We start from the raw sequence: 19,528 nt of genomic DNA, 5'->3' as shown, positions 1-19,528 counted from the left end.
TGTCGATCAGCAGGCGCGATCCGGAGGCAACGCCACCTGCGACACATCGATATCACCCGCCGGCTCCGTGGCATCTCGATCAATGCGCGAATGGTCGCGTGTATCCCGCATCAGCACGTAAACCGACAGCGAGACACCGACACAGGCGGTGACGTACCAGTAGAACCAGGATTCGTGCCCGACCTGCTTGAACCACAGCGCGACATACTCCGCGGTGCCGCCGAACAGCGACACGGTCAGCGCGTACGGCAGGCCGACGCCGAGCGCGCGAATGTGCGCCGGGAACAGCTCCGCCTTCACCACTGCATTGATCGACGTGTAGCCGCTGACGATCACGAGTCCCGTCATCACCCAGGCGAAAGCGCTCCACACGCTGGTCGCACCGGCGATGCCGCTGAGGATGGTGTAGGTCGACAGCGTGCCGAGCACGCCGAAGGCGATCAGGATTGGGCGTCGGCCCACGCGGTCCGACAGCGCGCCGACCAGCGGCTGCAACAGCATGAAGACCAGCAGCGACGCTGCCGAGACCAGCGTCGCATCGGCCTTGCTGAAACCGCTGGTGTTGACGAGGAACTTCTGAGGGTAGGTCGTGAACGTGTAGAACGACAGCGTGCCACCCAGCGTGAGGCCGACCACGGTCAGCACTTCGCGCGGATGCTGCAACAGCACGCGCAGGCTGCCGCGCGGGCCTTCGCTACGGCGCGCGATGGCGAAGGACTCGGTCTCCTGCATGCCGCGGCGCAGGTACAGCGCGGTCACCGCGCACAGCGCACCGAACACGAACGGGATCCGCCAGCCCCAGTCGTGCAACTGCTCCTCGCTGAGCAGCGCGCGCTGCAGGATCACAAGCAGGGCCAGCGCCAGCAGTTGCCCCATCACCAGCGTCACGTACTGGAAACTCGACCAGAATCCGCGTTGCTGCGAATGCGCCATCTCGCTGAGGTAGGTCGCGGAGGTGCCGTATTCGCCACCGACGCTGAGCCCCTGCAGCAGCCGCGCGAACACCAGCAGTGCCGGCGCGGCGATGCCGATGCGCTCATAGCCGGGTGCGATGGCGATCAGCAGCGAGCCCGCGCACATCAGCAGCACCGACAACATCAGCGCTGCCTTGCGGCCATGGCGATCGGCGTACAGACCCATCAGCCAACCGCCGACGGGGCGCATCAGGAAGCCGACCGCGAACACCGCGGCGGTGTCGAGCAGTTGCGCGGTGGTGTCGCCCTTGGGGAAAAAGTGCGGGGCGAAGTAGATCGCGAACGCCGAGTAGGCGTACCAGTCGTACCACTCCACCAGGTTGCCGACCGAACCGCTGAAGATGCTGCGCAGGCGGCGGGCCGGCGTCAGCGCTTCAGTGGCGGCCGTCATCCCCGGGTCAGCCCTGCATGCGGCCGGCGAGCAGCGCCTCGAGCTTGCGCTGGTCGGCAGCGAAGCGACGGATGCCGTCGGCGAGCTTGTCGGTCGCCATCGGATCCTCGTTGTGCTGCCAGCGGAAGGCGTTCTCGTCGAGCGGCGGCAGCGCGTCGCTGCGCTGGCCGGAATCCGCCAGCGCGCGCGGCACGTCGCCCTCCTGCGCGGCCAGTTCGGCCAGCAGGTCCGGCGAGATCGTCAGCCGGTCGCAACCGGCCAACGCCAGCACCTGTGCGGTGTTGCGGAAGCTCGCACCCATCACCACGGTCTTGAAGCCGTGACGCTTGTAGTGGTTCCAGATGCGGGTGACCGACTGCACGCCGGGGTCGTCCTGCGGCGTCGATGGGCGTTCCCCATCGTTGCCCAGGTGCCAGTCGAGGATGCGGCCGACGAAGGGCGAGATCAGGAACACGCCCGCCTCGGCGCAGGCAACCGCCTGCGCGAACGAGAACAGCAGCGTCAGGTTGCAATGGACGCCTTCGCGTTCGAGCTGCTCGGCGGCGCGGATGCCTTCCCAGGTCGAGGCGATCTTGATCAGCAGCCGGTCGCGGCCGATGCCTTCGGCCTCGTACAGGTCGACCAGCTTGTGCGCCTGCGTCAGCGTGGCGGCGGTGTCGAAGCTGTGACGCGCATCAACCTCGGTCGAAACCCGGCCCGGGATCAGCTTGAGGATCTCGGCGCCGACGGCCACGGCAAGGCGATCGCCTGCGTCGGCCACGCGCGCCTGCAGGTCGTCGCCCCGCGCCTTGGCGATGGCGGCGTCGATCAGCGGCGCGTACGCCGGCAGCGAGGTCGCCTTGAGCAGCAGCGACGGGTTCGTGGTGGCGTCCAGGGGCTGGAAGCGGGCGATGGCCTCGATGTCGCCGGTGTCGGCGACCACGGCCGAAAGGGCGCGGAGCTGTTCGAGCTGGCTGGTCATGGGGGCATCGGTGCGTTTTGCGCATTCTGCGCGATTGCCGGGCGCGCGTCATGCACGCGACCTTTACGCGGCGGTTGTTGCGTTGTTCCAGCCGGAAGCCGTCCGATGGAGGGGCGTCATGGCCGAACCGGAACGCCGCATTGCCCTGTTGATCGATGCCGACAACGCGCCCGCGGCAAAGATCAACGTGATCCTCGCCGAGGTCGCGCGCTATGGCATTGCCAACGTGCGCCGCGCGTACGGCAACTGGAAGAGCCCGCACCTGAAAGGCTGGGAGGCGACGCTGCACGAGTACGCGATCCGCCCGATGCAGCAGTTCGCCTACAGCAGCGGCAAGAACGCGTCGGACATGGCGATGGTGATCGACGCGATGGACCTGTTGTACGCGCGCAATCTCGATGGCATCGCCATCGTCACCAGCGATGCCGACTTCACTCCGCTGGTGATGCGGCTGCTCAACGACGGGCTGAAGGTCTACGGATTCGGTGAGCAGAAGACGCCCAAGCCGTTCGTCAACGCCTGTTCCAAGTTCACCTACCTCGAAGCGCTGGTACCGCCCAGCAGCACCGGCGTGGCGCAGGCGGCCACGCAACCGAAACCGGCGAAGGAGTTGCGCGGCGATACCCGGCTGGTACAGATGCTGCGCAGCGCGGTGGAGTCGGCCAGCGGCGACGATGGCTGGTCGCACCTGGGTGCGGTGGGACACCAGATCAGCAACCAGGCCTCGTTCGACTCGCGCAACTACGGCTACCGCAAGCTCAGCGACCTGATCGAGGCCACCGAACTGTTCGAGGTGCGTCGCGACAACCAGATCGTGTGGATCCGCTCGCGGGCCCGGCCGGGGGCGCGGGCCAGGACGGCGAAGGCCATCGCGAAGAAGGCCCCCGAGTGAGCAGCGATACGGCTGCGCGGGACGCCTCCGTCGCAAACGCCTCTCTAACGCGCCTCACCCTAGACTTCCCGGATGCGACGCGCCGCCACCACCGGCTGGATGCGTTACGCCGCCCTGGCGGCGCTGTTGTGTTGCGCGCTCGCTCCGGCGCAGACCCGCGATCCTTACGCCGCGCCACGTCGCGCCCTGATCGCCGAGCTGCAGGCCGAGGCGCGCGGTGATGCCGGCTCGCTGACCCGCATCGACAGCGACGTGCTGGTGGTGATGGGGCGCGTGCCGAGGCACCTCTATGTGCCGAAGGATGAGCTGGCTCATGCCTACGAGAACCGGCCGCTGGCCATCGGTCATGGGCAGACGATTTCGCAGCCCTACATCGTCGCGCTGATGACCACGCTGGTGCAGCCGCGTGCCGGACAGAGGATCCTGGAGATCGGCACCGGCTCGGGCTACCAGGCGGCCGTGCTGGCCGAGTCCGGTGCCAGCGTGCACTCCATCGAGATCATCGAGCCGCTGGCGGCGCAGGCCGCACAGCGCCTGCGCGGCTATCGCAACGTCGTCACCCGCACCGGCGATGGTTACTACGGGTGGAAGGACGCGGCGCCGTTCGATTCGATCATCGTGACGGCCGCGGCCTCGTCGATCCCACCGCCCTTGCTCGCGCAGCTCAAGCCGGGCGGGCGCCTGGTGATCCCGGTGGGCAGCAGCTTCTTCACGCAGACATTGCTGCTGGTGCAGAAGGACGCGCAAGGCCGCGTGCGCACGCGGCAGATCCTGCCGGTGCGATTCGTTCCTTTGACCGGCGGGCACTGAGCGTGGGCAAGCCGCGCCCCTGGCCGCTGGCGGTCGCGATAGCGCTGGTGTCCGCGGCCGCGCTCGCCTACCAGTTGCTGCTGATGCGCTGGCTGGCGATCGAGCACTGGCATCCGTTCGCGGTGATGATCATCAGCCTGGCGCTGCTCGGCCACGGCGCCAGCGGCACCTGGTTGAGCCTGTGGCTGGGGCGCACGCGTTCCCGACTGGATACGGTGTTCGACAGCGCGTTCGCCACGTGTGCACTGCTGTTCGGTCTGACCGCGACGCTGGTGCCCATGCTGGCGCATTGGATCCCGTTCAACGGGCTGGAGCTGGCGTGGGACCCGCGCCAGTTGCTCTGGCTCAGCGCGCTATATCTACTGCTGTCGGTTCCGTTCTTCTTCGCCGCCTGCTGCTTTGGCCTGGCATTCGCGCGGCACGGGTCGCGCATTCCGGTGCTGTACGGCGCCGACCTGATAGGTGCCGGTGCCGGCGCACTGGCCGCGTTGGCGTTGACCTGGCTGCCGGAAGGGCGCGGTCTGGTGCTGGCGTCGCTGTGCGCACCGTGCGCGGCCATGCTGGTGGCTCAGCGCAGGCGCCTGCAGTTCGCTGCGGTCGTGGTCGCGGCATTGCTGGTGCTGCTGTTGCCCGGACAGCTGACCGCACCCCGCGCGAACGAGTACAAGGGGCTCAGCAAGACGCTGCTGTTGCCGCAGGCGCGCGTGCTTGCGCGCCGCTCAGGCCCCTACGGCTCCCTGGCCGTGCTCGAAAGTCCGCGCGTGCCGCTGCGCCATGCGCCGGGACTCAGCCTCGGCTATGCGTTGGAACCGCCGATGCAGCTGGGCCTGTACACCGATGGCGATGCGATGTCGGTGATCGTCCACGATGACGGCACGGCGTGCGCGCGGGAATGGCTGGGGGTGATGACGTCGGCCCTTCCCTATCGCATGCGTGCGCCACGATCGGTGCTCGTGCTCGGAGCGGGAGGCGGCCTCGACGTCCTGCAGGCGCTGCAGATGGGCGCCGCGCAGGTGGATGCGGTCGAGCTCGATCCGCAGCGGCTGCACCTGGTGCGCGACATCTACGCGGGCTATTCCGGCAATCTGTACCGCGATCGTCGGGTGCGCGCGATCGTCGCCGAGCCGCGCGCGTACGTGCGGGCGACGCCCCGGCGCTACGACCTGATCGTGCTCGGCGGTGGCGATTCCTTCGCCAGTACCGGGGCAGGCGTGCAGGCGGCCTCCGAGCAGTACGCGCTGACCGTCGAGGCGATGCACGACTATCTGGACCGGCTGACGCCGCAAGGCATGGTGGTGGTGACACGCTGGAACAAGCAGCCGCCGCGCGACGAGCTGAAGCTGTTCGCCACCGCGATCGAGGCGCTGCGCGAGCGAGGTGTCCGGGATCCGGCCCGGTACCTGGCGGCGATCCGCAACTGGGACGCGAGCACCTGGGTGATCGCGCGCGAGCCGCTGGATGCGAACGCGTTGTCGGGGCTGCGTACGTTCATCGACGAGCGCGGCTTCGATCCGGTGCACGTGTCCGGCTATCGCATGCCTGCGGCCGATCGTTTCCACGTGCTGGAGCCCCCGACCCTGTACGAGGGCGTCGACGCGTTGCTGGCGCCGAAGGCGCGTGAATACGTGCGCGACTACAAGTTCGAGATCGCACCCGCCACCGATGACCGGCCTTACTTCGGCCACTTCTTCCGCTGGCGCAGCCTGCCCGAGTTGTGGCGCCTGCGCGAACAGGGCAGCGCGGTGCTGATGGACTCCGGATATCTGCTTCTGGTCGCGGCGCTGGTGCAGGCGCTGCCGATCGCGTTGCTGCTCGTGCTGCTGCCGTTGCGCGCACTGCCGCGCGGCGATGGTGCCGCCGCTGAAGGAGCGTGGGCGCCTTCGCGCTGGCGCGCGGCGAGCTACTTCCTTGCACTCGGTCTGGCATTCCTCTTCATCGAGATCGCGACGTTGTCGCGGCTGACGCTGCTGGTCGGGCATCCACTGCTGGCGGTGAACGCCGGACTGGCGGCGTTCCTGCTGTGCGCGGGACTCGGAAGCCTGCAGGCGCAACGCTGGCTGGGACGCGAGGGCCCTGCTGAGGAAGCCGCCACATCCGATGCCGGCATCGCGCGCCGGATCCGCTGGGCCGTGCACGTGATCGCCTTCGGACTGCTGTGGCAGTTCGCGATGTTCCACGTGGCCCTCGAGTTCGCGGCGGCCTGGCCGGTGTGGGCGCGTGCGCTGCTGGGGCTGGCCGGCATTGCGCCGCTGGCGTTCGCGATGGGCATGCCGTTCCCGCTGGGCCTGGCGCGGCTGGCACGCAGCGCGCCGGCCCTGGTGCCGTGGGCATGGGGCATCAATGGCTGCGCGTCGGTGATTGCCGCGATCGCGGCGCTGCTGTTGTCGATGGCGTTCGGGCTGCGCGCGACGTTGCTGATCGCACTGGCGCTGTACGTATTCGCGGCGTGGGTCTGGCGCGGCGGTCAGTACAGGTCGAGCGGATCGACGTCGAGCGACCAGCGCACCTTGCGCGCTTCCGGCAACGCGTAGATCGCGGGCAATGCGCTATCGAGCGACGCGTGCAGCGTGCGCCGCTCGGGCGACGACAACAGCAGCTGCATGCGCTGGTAACCGGCGCGGCGCGGCATCGGTGCCGGCAGCGGTCCGTGCAGTTCGAGCGATGGATCGGCATCGCGCAGGCGTTCTCGCGCGGCCCTTAGAAACGCTTCGCACGCATCGGTGTGCCTGGCTTCGGCACGCAGCATCGCCAAGTGCGCGAACGGCGGGAAACCGGCTTCCTCGCGTTGTGCCAGCTCGTTATCGGCGAAGGCGCCGTAGCCGCCTGCGAGCAGCGTCGCGAGCAGCGGATGCGCTGGATGGTGCGTCTGCAACAGCACTTCGCCGGGCCGCTGCGCGCGTCCGGCGCGTCCCGCTACCTGGATCAGCAGCTGCGCGAGTTTCTCCGGTGCGCGGAAGTCGGCCGAGAACAGGCCTTCGTCAATGCCCACCACCGCGACCAGCGTGAGCTGCGGCAGGTCGTGGCCCTTGGCCAGCATCTGCGTGCCGACCAGGATGCCGCGCTCGCTGCCGAACCGGGCCAGGTGCTGCTCCAGCGCATCGCGCCGCTGCGTGGTGCCGCGGTCGATGCGCAGCACCGGCACGTCGGGAAAGCGCGCCGTCAAAGCTTCCTCAATGCGCTCGGTGCCCGCGCCCTGTGCCTGCAGCGCCAGGCCGCCGCAATCGGGGCATGCGTCCGGTGCCGGACGCCGCGCGCCGCAGTGGTGGCATTGCAGGCGACGCCCGCCGCCGTGCACGGTCATCGGAGCGTCGCAGCGCTGGCATTGCGCGCTCCAGCCGCAGTCGTGGCATATCAGCACCGGGGCGTAACCGCGGCGGTTCTTGAATACCAGCACCTGGCCGTCGGCATCGAGCGCATGTCCGATCGCGTCGAACAACTCGGGTGAGAGGCCTGCGTCGAGCGGCCGCTTGCGCACGTCGATCACGCGCACGCGCGGCGGCTGCGCCGCGCCTGCACGCTCGCGCAGGCGCAGGTGCTGGAAACGCCCGGCCTGTGCATTGCGCAGCGATTCCAGCGACGGCGTCGCGCTGCCGAGCAGCACCGGCACGCCCAGCGCCTTGCCGCGCACCAATGCGAAGTCGCGGGCGTGGTAACGGATGCCGTCGAGCTGCTTGAAGCTGCCGTCGTGTTCCTCGTCGATGACGATCAGCCCGGCCTCCGGCAGCGGCAGGAACACCGCCGAACGCGTGCCGACGACGACGCGGGCCTCTCCCCGCGCGAATGCCATCCAGGTGCGCGCGCGTTCGCCATCGCCCAGGCCCGAGTGCAATGCATGCACCGGCACGCCGAGGCGGGCGCGGAAACGCGCCAGCGTCTGCGGCGTCAGTCCGATCTCGGGCACCAGTACCAGCGCCTGGCGGCCGCGCGCCAGGCAGTCGGCGATGGCGTGCAGGTAGACCTCGGTCTTGCCGCTGCCGGTGACGCCGTCGAGCAGCAGTGCGGCGAACCCGCCGCTGGCGGCGGTCACCGCATCGACGGCGGCCTGCTGCTCGGCATTGAGCGCAGGACCCGGCTGCGGCGCCGGTGCCCGCGGCACGGCGGGGATGGCGGCCCGCTCGGCCAGCCCGCGCTTGGCGAGCGCTCGGGCGGCGCTGCGCCAGTCGTCTTCGGATTCGTCGAGCAGGTCTTCGTCGCAAGGGCCCGCGGCGAGCCGGTCGGCCAGCCGGCGCGGTTTGCCTGCGCGGAGGCGCTCGCGCGCGGTCAGCCCGGCTTCGGTGAGTTGCCAAGCCCAGGCATGCGTGTCCGGCAGCGGTTCGCCGCGGCGCAGTGGCGCGGGCAGCGCGGTCGCCAGCACCTCGCCGAGCGGCGCATGGGTGTAGCGGGCGAGCCAGCGCAGGGACTCCAGCAGCTCGCCTTGGAACAGCGGTTCGGGGTCGAGCCGGTCCAGCGCCGCCTTCAGGTCGGGGCTGTCGCCGTCCGCAGCCGCCACCGCGGCGACGACACCGACCAGCTCGCGGCTGCCGAACGGAACCCGTACCCGCAGGCCGACGTCGCCCTCGGTGGCGGCCTCGCCCTCCGGCGGCAGATAGTCGAACAGCCGGGGCAGCGGCAGCGGCAGCGCCACCTTCCACACCGGGGTCGACGGGTTGGACTGAATGGGGGCCTGCGGCATTCCGGCAGTCTATCGGTCGGGGTCGTCCAGCGCCTTCAAGCGCGCTTACAGGTTGCAACCCATAGCTTCGCATTTCGTGACAAAGCTCACGCAACCCTATGTGTTACAACAAAATTCACCTTTATCCACATCATTTGTGGATAAGTCTGTGCATGGCGGGTCGGCAGAACAGGCTGATCACGCTGTAACAAGGCCTCTCCCCACGATGGCGAAAAAAGTGCCAACGTGGATAATCATATAAAAATCAACAACTTGATTGTGAAACAAAAGTGACGTACGTCTTCACGCGCTCCAGCGGAAATGTCCTGCGGTCAGGCTTTTACTGCTGTGCACAACCGATTTCGCCGCGCAACCCATGACCCACGTGGGGGAGGCTGGTTTTCAAGATGTGTCAAGCGGTTTTGCCCGAAGGCCGCCCCGTTATGATTCGGCCATGGTGATGCCGTCCCGATGAGTCCTTCCCCCGTTTCGAATACGGCGTCGTCTGCGGCGCTGGCGGCTTTCCTGCGCGGCGTGGAACGCCGGGGCGCCGTGTTGGCCGAGCTCCAGTCCGGCGATGCCGGCGACGGCGACGCCGCGCTGGATGAGGCCATGCGGCGCTTCCGTGTTGAGGCCGCGGCCTTGGCGATGCCGGACTGGCCAGGGCGATTCTGGGCACTGCTGCTGGCCCAGCCCCGGTTGCGTTACCGCAGCGAGGTCACGTTGCCGCTGGCGGCCAGCGACCGTCTCGCCGAACTGCGAAGCGGCCCGCGCGCCGCGCTGCTGTTGCATCTGGCGGCCGGCCTTCCGGAGGAAGAAGCGGCGACTGCGCTGGGCGTGACGCCCGCGGCCTACCGGCTGGCCCTGCAGCGGGCTCTGCCGCGCGACGCCGCCGGGCAGCCGGACGCCGAGGCCTGGCAGCGGCTGCGCGACGAGATCCACCGCCGGATCAAGGCCCTTTCGCCGGATCGGCTGCTGCGCCTGGCGGGCCGGCGCGAGGCGGCGCTGCGTGGCGAAGCGCCGGCCACGCCTGCACGGGCGCCGGCTGGCGTGGTGGCCAAGGGGCGTCCGCGCTGGCTGATGCCGGCGCTGTGGAGCCTGCTGGCGCTGTGCGCGATCGCCTTCGCCGCCACGTTCTGGTGGCCGGGCGGCGGATTCGCAGGGCTGGCGGGACGCCAGATCCGCGTCGAGCCGCTCGCGGCCGTCGAGGAGCCGGCCTCGCGCTATGGAGCGGAGGCGGCGACGCTGTCGAATCGCGACTTCGAACTGCTCGCCGATCCCGACGGCCGCGCGCAGTCGCGCGAGCTGGGCTTCTACAGTTGGCTCGCTGCGCGCGACGCCGGCCTGCATCCCGTGGCCATGGTGCCGACCGAACCGGGCGAAGCACCGTTACCGGGCGAGGACGCTTCGCGCCTGGAAACCACCGAGGATTACGACGATGCAGCCGGGTCCTGATCGCGTGCGTCACCGTCCACGATGGGCACGGCTCGCCGCGTTGATGGCTTGCCTGGTGGCCGGCCCGGGCCTGGCCGCCACCGCCGTGCTGGGCGATTTCGCCGACATCCTGCCGAACCTGCCGGCCGAAGCCCGCGTCCTCCTGCAACAGCGCGCCGCGCAGTGGATGAACTGGTCTGCCGGCGAACGCGACGCCTTCGCGGTGCGCCTGAAGGACTGGGAGGCACTGCCCGCAGCCGATCGCGGCGGGCAGCGCGAGCGCTACGCCGCCTGGCGCGCGCTGACGCCCGCCGAGCGCACCGACGTGCAAGCGGCGATGCAGCGCTATGCCGCGCTGCCGTCCGACGAGCAGCAGGCATTGCATCGGGAGTTCGAAGCGCTCGATCGCAGCCAGCAGCGTGGCTGGCTGCTGGGACCGCTGCTCGGCGCGGATTACGCGGTGCTGCAGCCACTGTTGGCACAACTGCCGCCGGAGGAGCACCGCGCGATGCTTCAGGTGCTGCGCACGATGGCACCGCAGCAGCGCGCCGATCTCTCGGTGCTGGTGCGGCGCACGCCGCCACACGAACGTGCCCAGCTGCGCCGCGAACTGCAGGCGACCGCGCCGATCAATCGCGACGACTGGCTGCGGACGCGGCTGGCGCGCTGACGTGCGGCTAGGCCTATCCCGATAGCGTCAACAGGCCCTAGGCCGCGTCGATCTGTCGCAACACCTGCCGCGTGGCATTGAAGCGCCCGCCGAACCTGGCCAGGCCGTCGGCGCGCATGCGCGGTGCATGGTCGCGCAGGTAATCGGCGAGCGCCTGTTCGTCGCGCAGCGTGTAATGCACGCTCAGGGCGACGCGCCCTGGCTGCGCCGGCGGTTCGTCCTGCTCGAACAGCTGCGCGCTGGTGAAGCCGGGCAACGCCGCGATCTCACGCATGTGGGCGCGCAGCCACACCAGGTATTCGTCGATCACGGCGGAATCGACATCCAGCGATACCGCGTACAGCACGCCCGCCGCCATGGCCGTCACATCCTGACGAAGCTGGCGATTGCCAGCACGGCGGCCGCGAATGACAGCAGCATGAAGTAACAGGTGCCGATCACCAGGTAGCGCAGCACCGTCACCGGCCAGCCGTTGCCGTAGACCCGCTTCTGCATCAGCAGCAGATAGACGGGCAGCCAAAGCCACAGCAGTGTGCCGATGAGCCCGCTGATCCAGCCGAATCCGGCCCACTTTGGGGCGATCGCATGGTCGAGCACCAGCACGAGGAAGAACGCCAGCATCACCAGGCACATGTAGGCGTGGCTGTAGAGCGCGACGACCAGATGCTCGAGATAGACGCGTCCGGAGCCGAGGTAGGCGAGCTTGAGCAGCAGCGCGAATACCGGCACCAGCAGGAACAGGGCCGAAGGTATCGCGCCGACCAGCGCGCGGAAGTACAGACTCGGGTCCTTCTGCGTGCGCGCGACGTTCTCGCGTCCGTGCGCGATCTGGCGGTTGATCCAGCGGTTGACGAAATCCGGTGCCGAATCGATGCGCAGCGGATTGGTTTCCTCGTCCCACGGCTCGGTGCCGAACAGGTTGAAATCGACGCTGTCGCAGTCAGTCTCGCCGTAAGCACGCGCATCGTCGGAGGCATTGCGCTTGCGCGGACCTTCGGTGGCGGTGGCGTGCTCGATCTGCAGTTGCGCGGCACGGCAGCCAGCCGCGAGGTTGGCGGCGCGGATCTCGCGCAGTTCGACCTTGCGTGCAGTCGCTGCATCGGCCGGAAGCTTGGCCAGGCGCTCCTGGCGCACCTTCAGCTTCTCGTCGCGCAGGCGTTCGACGTCGGCGAGCGTCGGCGCGGTTTCCAGCATCGGCTTCTTGGCCGTGCCGCCGGCCTCGATACGGGCCTGGTCCTTGCGCGCGGCGGCGGCCTCGGCCTTGGCGGCCTCGACCTGCGCGGCGCTCAGGCCCTGCTTCTTGCTCAGTTCTGCAACGCGCTGGTCGGCCTTGCGGTTGATCGCCTGCATCGCTGCATCCAGCCCCTTGCGCGCGCCGGGCACGACCGCCGGGATCGTCTCGCGCGCCTGTGCCAATTCCTGCAGCGTTTCGGCGCGGATCTTCTCGACTTCGGCGATGGAGTCAGCCTTCTGGAGCTTCCTGTCGTCCTTCTCGGTGCGGACGATGACGTCGCCGTCGTCGTCGCCGTCGGTCTGCACCACCGGCGTCGCCGGCGAGCCGGTTTCGACGCGGATCGCGAACTGCGCGACGAAGAACGACAGCACGCTGAGGATCACGAACAGGCGCAGCGGTGCGACATATCGCGCGCGATGGCCGGCAAGGTAGTTGGCGGCAACGCGGCCCGGCGACATCAGGTCGCGCAGCGTGCGGAAGATGCGGCCGTCCAGGTGCCAGAACGACTCGAGCACTTCCTCCAGCGCATGCCCGGCGTGGCGCACGGGATTGATCACCGACTGGCCGCAGGCATGGCAGTAATGGCCATGCAGCGGTTCATGGCAGTTCTCGCAATGGCTGGGCACGGCGTGGTCGGACTGACTCATTTCGTTCCTGTTCCCGGAGCGCGGCGTTCGAACGCGCGGGCCGCGCGATGCCGTTTCGGGCATCGAACGTGCCGACGGTGTGAACCGCCTGTTCAGATCAGGCGGCTAAGATAGCGGGCCGCCACGACCCGGCGCCAGCGCCCGACACCGGATGCGGACGCGCGGCCGCAGTCGCGCGCTTGAGCTGTCGCATGTCGCATCCTTCCGTCACGTCCGCCTCCCGCAAGGGGTTGGCGGCCGAAATCCGCACCACCGCCTGGCTGGCCGCGCCGCTGGTGGGTGGGCACGTGTCCACCGGCCTGATCGGTTTCGTCGACAACGTGCTGGCCGGTCACCACTCCACCTCGACGCTGGCGTCGGTGTCGATCGGCACGGCGTTGTGGTACCTGCCGATGATGGTGCCGATCGGCACGCTGCTGTCGGTGCCGCCGTCGGTGTCGCAACTCGACGGCGCCGGCCGTCGCGGCGAGATCGGCGCGGTGTTCCGCCAGGCGCTGTGGCTGGCGCTGGGGCTGGGCGTGCTGCTGTTTGCCTTCCTGAGCTTCATCCCGCTGGCGCTGGGGCCGATGGGCATTGCGCCCGAGATCATCCCGGGCGTCACCGCCTTCCTGCACGGCATCCGCTGGGGCGTGCTGGCGCTGACGCTGTTCTTCACGATGCGTTACCTGAGCGAAGGCCTGCACTGGACGCTGCCGACGATGCTGCTCAGCGCAGGTGGCCTGCTGGTGCTTGCGCCGCTGGGCTACGTGCTGACGTTCGGGCGCTTCGGCTTCCCTGAACTCGGTGCCGGCGGACTCGGGTTCGCATCGGCCGCAATGCTGTGGCTGCAGGCGATCGGCTTCTTCATCGTGCTGGCCCGCGCCAGGCGCTTCAAGGACCTGCGCCTGTTCGAGCGCTTCGACGCGCCGCACTGGCCGACCATCCGCGACCTGCTTTCGACCGGCTTGCCCATCGGCGTGACGATCCTGATGGAAGGCGGCCTGTTCATCGCCACGGCGCTGCTGATGGGCCGGCTCGGCCAGGTGCCGGCGGCCGCGCACCAGATCGCGATCAACCTGGCGGCGTTGTGCTTCATGGTGCCGATGGGCCTGGCCGAGGCGACCACGGTGCGCGTCGGACACGCGCTCGGCCGCAGCGACTTCCATGGCGTGCGCCGCGCGGCCTGGGCCGGTTATGCGATCGTGCTTGGCACGCAGTTGCTGTCGGGCATCGTGCTGCTGACCAGCAACGAACTGCTGGTGGGTTTCTACACGCGCGACGCCGCGGTGGCGACGCTGGCCGCGTCGCTGCTGCTGTATGCGGCGGCATTCCAGTTCCCCGACGGCGTGCAGGTGCTGTCGGCCGGCGCGCTGCGCGGGTTGAAGGACACACGCGTGCCGATGGTGCTGGCGGCGCTGGCCTACTGGGGCATCGGCATGCCGCTCGGCGCCGGGCTCGGGCTGGGGCTGGGGTGGGGGCCGAAGGGCATGTGGGTCGGGCTGATCGCCGGCCTGACCGTGGCCGCGGTGCTGCTGTGCACGCGCTTCGTGCGCTCCAGTCATCCCGACCGGCTGATGATGCGGGGTCCGTAATCACAGGTGGGCATGCCGGATCCGGTGCCGCTGTTCCGTGTTACGAATGGCGGGTGAATCCGGCACCGCCTGCGAGTACGCTGCGGTCGTAGTCAAGGAGCCTTTGCAATGAATGTCCCTGCACGTCGCGGCCCGATCGCCCGCTTCTTCATCGGCTTGTGGGATGCGATGAACTTCACCCGGCGGTTGATCCTCAACCTGCTGTTCTTCGCGTTGTTGATCCTGTTCCTGTCCATCCTCGGTTCCGGCCAGCGCACCAAGCCGCTGCTCGACCGCTCCACGCTGGTGATCGCGCCGCAGGGCGCCCTGGTCGAGCAATACAGCAGCGATCCGGCCACGCGCGCGCTGAGCCGTGCGCTCGGCGAGCGTGGCGGCGAAGTGCAGCAGCGCGACCTGATGCGCGCGCTGGAGTCTGCCCGCACCGACAAGCGCATCGAGCGCGTCGTGCTGCGGCTGGATGAGTTGCAGCCCACTGGCATGGCTTCGCTGCGCGAGGTCGCCGACGCGATCGCGCGGGTCAAGGCCAGCGGCAAGCAGGTCGTCGTGTTCTCGGAGATGATGGACCAGAAGCAGTACCTGCTCGCCGCGCAGGGCAGCGAGGTCTATCTCGATCCGATGGGTGGCATGGTGCTGGAAGGCCTCGGCCGCTACCGCACGTACTACCGCCAGGCGCTGCAGGACAAGCTCGGCGTCGACGTGCACCTGTTCAAGGTCGGCGAGTACAAGTCCGCCGCCGAACCGTACGTGCTCGACGCCGCTTCGCCCGAGGCCAAGGAAGCGGACCTGTACTGGATGAACGATGTCTGGCAGCGCTACCTCGCCGACGTCGCCAAGGCACGCAAGCTCGACGCCGCCCAGCTCGCGCAAGGCATCGAGCAGCTGCCCGAAGGCATCGCCGCCGTGCAGGGCGATCTCGCCAAGTACGCGCTGCAGGCCAAGCTGGTCGACGGCCTGAAGACGCGCGAGCAGGTCGATGACCTGCTCAAGGAGCGCGGCATTGCCGACGACGATGCCGACGGCGGCTTCCGCCAGGTGTCGCTGGACGAATACCTGAATCACCTGGACACCGCACTGCAGGCGGTCGATCCGCGTCCGCAGGTGGCGGTGGTCGTGGCCGAGGGCGAAATCGCCGGTGGTGAACAGCCGCCGGGCCGCGTTGGCGGTATCACCACGGCTGAGCTGCTGCGCGAAGCGCGCGACGACGAGAAGGTGAAGGCGGTCGTACTGCGCGTGGATTCGCCGGGCGGCGAGGTGTTCGCATCCGAGCAGATCCGTCGCGAGATCGTCGAGCTGAAGAAGGCGGGCAAGCCGGTGGCGGTGTCGATGGGCGACCTCGCCGCGTCGGGCGGCTACTGGATCTCGATGAATGCCGACCGCATCTACGCCGATGCTTCGACCATCACCGGTTCGATCGGCATCTTCGGCCTGATCCCGACGCTGCCGCGCGCGCTCGACAAGATCGGCGTGCACTCGGACGGCGTAGGCACCACGCGCTTCGCCGGCGCGTTCGACATCACCCGGCCGCTGCAGCCGGAAGTCGGGCAGGTGATCCAGTCGGTGATCGACAAGGGTTACCGCGACTTCACCGGCCGCGTCGCCGATGCTCGCCGCAAGCCGGTCGAACAGGTCGACGAGATCGCGCGCGGCCGCGTGTGGAGCGGCGCGCAGGCGAAGGAGCGCGGGCTCGTTGACGAGCTGGGCGGCCTGCAGCAGGCGGTCGATTTCGCCGCCACTCGCGCCAAGCTCGGCAAGAGCGGCGACTACCAGGTGCGTTACGTCGAGAAGACGGCGACGCCGTTCGAGCGTTTCTTCGCCGGTTTTGCCGAAAGCCGCATCGGCGGCGCCTGGCTGAGCCACTCGGACATCGCGCAGCGGCTGCTCGCCAAGGCCTCGCCGCAGGCCGCGAACGACCTGCGCTTCCTCGAAGGCGCGATCACGCCGACCCGCGGCGTGCCGGTGAAGGCGCTGGCGCACTGCTTCTGCGGGCTTTGACCTGACGCCGGGAAGGCGCCCTCATCCTCCCCTTCGGCCCCTTCTCCCGCGCACGGGAGAAGGGAGAGGGTGCGGCGGGTAGTTAGCGCTGCGGGCTAGCCGCCCTGTGCCTCGATCGCCTCGCGCTGCTGGTCGGCCGCTTCTTGCACGTCGGTGTCGACCTGCTTGGCCTTTTGGATGGGGGCCTGGATCGCGTCGCGCAGTTCCGTCGCCTGCGGCTCCGGACGGCGTTCCTTCTCCGGCTTCTCGCATCCCGGCAGCAGCATCGCCGCCGTGATTCCGCAGACTACCCAGCCGATCCTCGCACGCGTCATGTCGGTTCCCTGCCTGGCCCGCGGCTATGCTACCCCGGCCGGCGGCAACCCGGCTGGTGGGCACGGTCATCACGGAGTGGACATGGATCCGAAGCGTTGGCGCCTGGACGGACAACTCGCGCTGGTCACCGGTGGCAGTGCCGGCATCGGCCGCGCCATCGCGCGCGAACTGCTCGGCTTCGGCGCCGATGTGCTGCTGGTGGCGCGCGACGCCACCGCGCTGGAGTCCGCGCGTGCCGAACTGATCGAGGACCATCCCGAGCGCGAGATACAGACGTTCACCGCCGACGTCGCCGACGACGAGCAGCGACGCGAACTGCTGGACTGGGTCGAGGACTTCGGCGAGGGGCTGCACATCCTCGTCAACAATGCCGGCGGCAACCTCACCAAGCCCTCGACCGATTACACCGAGGACGAGTGGCGCCAGGTGTTCGAGGTCAATGTGTTCTCGGCGTTCGAGCTGTCGCGTTACGCCCACCCGCTGCTGGCGCGCCATGCCGCATCGAGCATCGTCAACGTCGGCAGCGTGTCCGGCATCACCCATGTGCGTACCGGTGCGCCCTACGGCATGAGCAAGGCGGCGATGCACCAGATGACGCGCAACCTCGCGGTCGAATGGGCCGAGGACGGGGTGCGCGTCAACGCGGTCGCGCCGTGGTACATCCGCACGCGCCGGACGTCCGACAAGCTCGCCGATCCGGATTATCTCGACGAGGTGCTGCTGCGCACGCCGTTGGGCCGCATCGGCGAGCCGGAGGAAGTCGCCGCCGCGGTGGCGTTCCTGTGCCTGCCGGCGGCCGGCTACATCACCGGCGAATGCATCGCGGTGGACGGCGGGTTCCTGCGCTACGGCTTCTAGCGATCAGCGCTTCACCCAGCGACGCAGCAGCCATACCGCGCCCAGGCTCAGCGCGAGGCCGGCGGCGATGACCGCCATCAGCATGCCGGCCTGGCGTTCGATCAGGCCCTGGCCGACCATCACCGTGCCGATCGCGTAGGGCAGCTCGGCCAGCATCAGCGCCGGCGCATACGTGGAGAAGCGCACGCCGAGCAGGCCGCACAGGTAGCCGGGCACTTCGGATGGCAGTGCCAGCTGCAATACGAACACCAGCGGAAAACGCGCGTTGCGCGGCACACGGTCGACATAGAGCGTGACCAGGCGCTGCGTGCGCACCGAATGCACCAGTGGTCGCCGCAACAGGCGGCCGATCGCGAACGCGCAGGCGCCGCCGAGCCACCAGCCCAGCCACAGCAGCAGCACCGTCGTCGTCGTGCCCCAGCTGTACACCGCCACCGGCACCAGCAGCGCGCTTGAAAGGAAGGCGAGCATCGCCGACAGCGCGGACACCAGGACGAAGGCAACCGCGCCCCACACCGGGTACGCGGCGATCACCGGCTCCGCCGTCGCCAGCAGTGCCGCGAGCCAGGCATGGACGCGATCGACCGACAGCAGCGCGACGAGCAAAGCGAAGCCGAGCAGCACGGCCAGCGTGCGCCATTGCAGGAGGGCGTGCCGCAGGGGGATTGCGTGCATGGGCATGCGGGCAGCCGGGTTATCGCCAGTGTGCCCGCATGCCGGAGAAGGCCAGGTGTGGAACCAGGTGCCGGGAGTCAGCGGCCGCAGGTGCTCTCGCGGACGATGCGCTGCATGCGATCCACCTCGGCCTGGGCCTGCTCGCGCTGCTCGACGACGCCGAAGCGCAGCTGCGACTCGGCCTCGCGCAGGCGCTGCCGCCAGTTCTCGCACAGTGCGCCGTCGGGGATGCGCTGGCACTGGTCCTCGACCGTCTGGCAGGCGGAGCCTGCGACGCGCGAATCGCCGCCACCCAGGTCGGTGACGCGCAGCGGCGCACAACGCGGCGGTGGCTTGGCGTCGTCGCTGAGGTAGCGGCCGTTGTCGTAAGTACGGCACTCGTACAGCACCGGCGGCGGCAGGCGGTCGGCATCGTCGACAGCCGTGTCGCGCGTCATCGCAGGCGCGGGCGGTGCCGCCTTGCGCTCGACCGGCGGCGCCGGCTTGTGCGGCGTGGGGTGCGGTGCAGGTGCGGGGGCGGCCACCGGCGGCAATGAACCCGTGGGCGCGGCACCGACGACGCGGCGCTGCTGCTGGCTGCCCTTGGGGCAGGGCGTGTCGTTCTGGATCGTGACCGCGCCGCTGGCATCGGTGCACCGATAGATCACGACCTGCGCCGGTGCGGCACCGGCCAAGCCGAGCAGGGCCAGCATCACCGCATTGCGCATCACTGCATACCGCATCAACGTCCTCCGCATTCGTTGTCCAGGCGCGCATCGAGCTGCCGCTGCTCGGTGTCGATGCGCGCACGCTCGCTCTGCAGGGCGCTGTTGTAGCGACGCCCGAGTTCGTAGCGGTGGTCGCGCAGCCTCGCGCAGATCTCTTCCGGAGGCAATGCATAGCACGGGTCGCGGATCCAGCTGCCGGGCGTCATCGCCAGGCCCACGTCTACCGGCAGGCGCGGCGGACCGGGGCCAGTCTCGGGCGGGCGAGGCCTTGGACCGCCGACGTTGTCGCCGAGCGGGTTGCGTTGGGTGGCGACCGGATAGCCCAGTGCCCACAGCTCGACCCAGCGCGGGTTGCCCTCGGCGGTGTCGCTCAGATAGGGCTCGCCCTCGAGGTCGATGCATTCGTACATCGGTCGCGGCTGCAGGACCACCGCGGTCTCGTACGGCGCAGGCGCTTCGTCCTCCTCGACCGCAGCGGGTGCCGGCGTTGCCGGCGCCTTCGCCCGGCGCGGCGGATCGGTGGGGCGCTGCATCTGCAGGGCTTGCTGGGTCTCGCCCTTGCGGCACGGTGTGTCGCGGAGAGTCAGGTGGCCCGAAGCATCGGTGCAGCGATAGATGGTGATCTCGGCCGCATGCACGCCGGCCACCGCGGCCACCGTCGCGGTCAGCAGCAGGGCGGACATGCGGGCACGCATTCGGGTCATGCGCGCATCATGCGCCACCCCCGGTGAAGGAGGCGAGCGCGG

The 19,528-nt window shown here is 69.2% G+C and carries 17 protein-coding genes; 8 read left to right on the top strand and 9 right to left on the bottom strand.

The features are described from left to right. Positions 1–6: 6 nt before the first annotated feature. Entirely contained in the window at positions 7–1,365 is a 1,359-nt protein-coding gene (locus tag IU514_RS03205) for an MFS transporter (RefSeq protein ID WP_194929636.1), read from the bottom strand. Positions 1,366–1,372: 7 nt separating this feature from the next. Continuing rightward, positions 1,373–2,326 (bottom strand): transaldolase, encoded by a 954-nt coding sequence (gene tal / locus IU514_RS03200; protein ID WP_194929635.1) that lies wholly within the window; start codon positions 2,324–2,326, stop codon positions 1,373–1,375. A gap of 118 nt (positions 2,327–2,444) precedes the next feature. Here tal and IU514_RS03195 point away from each other — a divergent pair, with 118 nt between their 5' ends. The 3 genes from IU514_RS03195 to IU514_RS03185 all read left to right on the top strand — a co-directional run bounded on the left by IU514_RS03195 (position 2,445) and on the right by IU514_RS03185 (position 6,559). Continuing rightward, positions 2,445–3,218, top strand: coding sequence for an NYN domain-containing protein (locus IU514_RS03195; protein WP_194929634.1), 774 nt, complete (start codon positions 2,445–2,447; stop codon positions 3,216–3,218). 72 nt (positions 3,219–3,290) lie between these two features. Beyond that, positions 3,291–4,028, top strand: a complete 738-nt coding sequence (locus IU514_RS03190) for a protein-L-isoaspartate(D-aspartate) O-methyltransferase (protein ID WP_228760464.1) — start codon at positions 3,291–3,293, stop codon at positions 4,026–4,028. Between the two features lie 2 nt (positions 4,029–4,030). Further along, complete coding sequence (locus IU514_RS03185) at positions 4,031–6,559, top strand: polyamine aminopropyltransferase (protein ID WP_194929633.1); 2,529 nt, start codon at positions 4,031–4,033, stop codon at positions 6,557–6,559. Here the strand turns inward: IU514_RS03185 and IU514_RS03180 are convergent. After that, entirely contained in the window at positions 6,493–8,700 is a 2,208-nt protein-coding gene (locus tag IU514_RS03180; RefSeq protein ID WP_194929632.1) for a primosomal protein N', read from the bottom strand. The genes IU514_RS03185 and IU514_RS03180 overlap by 67 nt on opposite strands. Positions 8,701–9,150: 450 nt before the next feature. Between IU514_RS03180 and IU514_RS03175 the strand changes: the two genes are divergently transcribed. Both IU514_RS03175 and IU514_RS03170 read left to right on the top strand, forming a co-directional pair. Beyond that, positions 9,151–10,134, top strand: a complete 984-nt coding sequence (locus IU514_RS03175) for a sigma factor-like helix-turn-helix DNA-binding protein (protein ID WP_194929631.1) — start codon at positions 9,151–9,153, stop codon at positions 10,132–10,134. Next, a complete protein-coding gene (locus IU514_RS03170) occupies positions 10,118–10,783 on the top strand; it encodes a DUF3106 domain-containing protein (protein WP_194929630.1) in 666 nt (221 codons plus the stop codon). Before IU514_RS03175 ends, IU514_RS03170 begins: the two co-directional genes overlap by 17 nt. A 37-nt stretch (positions 10,784–10,820) precedes the next feature. On the opposite strand, the gene IU514_RS03165 is transcribed toward IU514_RS03170, so the two are convergent. Beyond that, a complete protein-coding gene (locus tag IU514_RS03165; RefSeq protein ID WP_194929629.1) occupies positions 10,821–11,141 on the bottom strand; it encodes a DUF4286 family protein in 321 nt (106 codons plus the stop codon). Positions 11,142–11,146: 5 nt separating this feature from the next. Further along, a complete protein-coding gene (locus IU514_RS18900) occupies positions 11,147–12,664 on the bottom strand; it encodes a DUF3667 domain-containing protein (RefSeq protein ID WP_228760463.1) in 1,518 nt (505 codons plus the stop codon). 191 nt (positions 12,665–12,855) lie between these two features. Here IU514_RS18900 and IU514_RS03155 point away from each other — a divergent pair, with 191 nt between their 5' ends. Both IU514_RS03155 and sppA read left to right on the top strand, forming a co-directional pair. After that, complete coding sequence (locus tag IU514_RS03155) at positions 12,856–14,235, top strand: MATE family efflux transporter (protein ID WP_194929628.1); 1,380 nt, start codon at positions 12,856–12,858, stop codon at positions 14,233–14,235. 108 nt (positions 14,236–14,343) lie between these two features. Beyond that, positions 14,344–16,227: a signal peptide peptidase SppA gene (gene sppA, locus IU514_RS03150; protein ID WP_194929627.1), complete on the top strand. Its 1,884-nt coding sequence runs from the start codon at positions 14,344–14,346 to the stop codon at positions 16,225–16,227. 95 nt (positions 16,228–16,322) lie between these two features. Here the strand turns inward: sppA and IU514_RS03145 are convergent, their stop codons facing one another. Beyond that, positions 16,323–16,541 carry a hypothetical protein gene (locus IU514_RS03145; RefSeq protein WP_194930012.1) on the bottom strand — a complete coding sequence of 73 codons (219 nt, stop codon included), beginning with the start codon at positions 16,539–16,541 and terminating at the stop codon, positions 16,323–16,325. Positions 16,542–16,623: 82 nt separating this feature from the next. Here IU514_RS03145 and IU514_RS03140 point away from each other — a divergent pair, with 82 nt between their 5' ends. Further along, positions 16,624–17,400: an SDR family oxidoreductase gene (locus IU514_RS03140; protein ID WP_194929626.1), complete on the top strand. Its 777-nt coding sequence runs from the start codon at positions 16,624–16,626 to the stop codon at positions 17,398–17,400. Between the two features lie 3 nt (positions 17,401–17,403). Here the strand turns inward: IU514_RS03140 and IU514_RS03135 are convergent, their stop codons facing one another. From IU514_RS03135 to IU514_RS03125, 3 genes are all read right to left on the bottom strand, one after another. Continuing rightward, positions 17,404–18,081 (bottom strand): VTT domain-containing protein, encoded by a 678-nt coding sequence (locus IU514_RS03135; protein ID WP_194929625.1) that lies wholly within the window; start codon positions 18,079–18,081, stop codon positions 17,404–17,406. 71 nt (positions 18,082–18,152) lie between these two features. Continuing rightward, positions 18,153–18,797, bottom strand: coding sequence for a DUF4124 domain-containing protein (locus IU514_RS03130; protein WP_228760462.1), 645 nt, complete (start codon positions 18,795–18,797; stop codon positions 18,153–18,155). After that, entirely contained in the window at positions 18,797–19,486 is a 690-nt protein-coding gene (locus IU514_RS03125; RefSeq protein ID WP_228760461.1) for a DUF4124 domain-containing protein, read from the bottom strand. The genes IU514_RS03130 and IU514_RS03125 overlap by 1 nt, the downstream gene beginning before the upstream one ends. Between the last annotated feature and the right edge of the window lie 42 nt (positions 19,487–19,528).

The sequence above is a fragment of the Lysobacter niastensis genome, from assembly GCF_015453285.1.
In the GTDB taxonomy this organism is placed as follows: domain Bacteria; phylum Pseudomonadota; class Gammaproteobacteria; order Xanthomonadales; family Xanthomonadaceae; genus Lysobacter_J; species Lysobacter_J niastensis.
The sequence above is the reverse complement of the archived record's forward strand: the minus strand, read 5'-3'. Positions and strand labels throughout refer to the sequence as shown.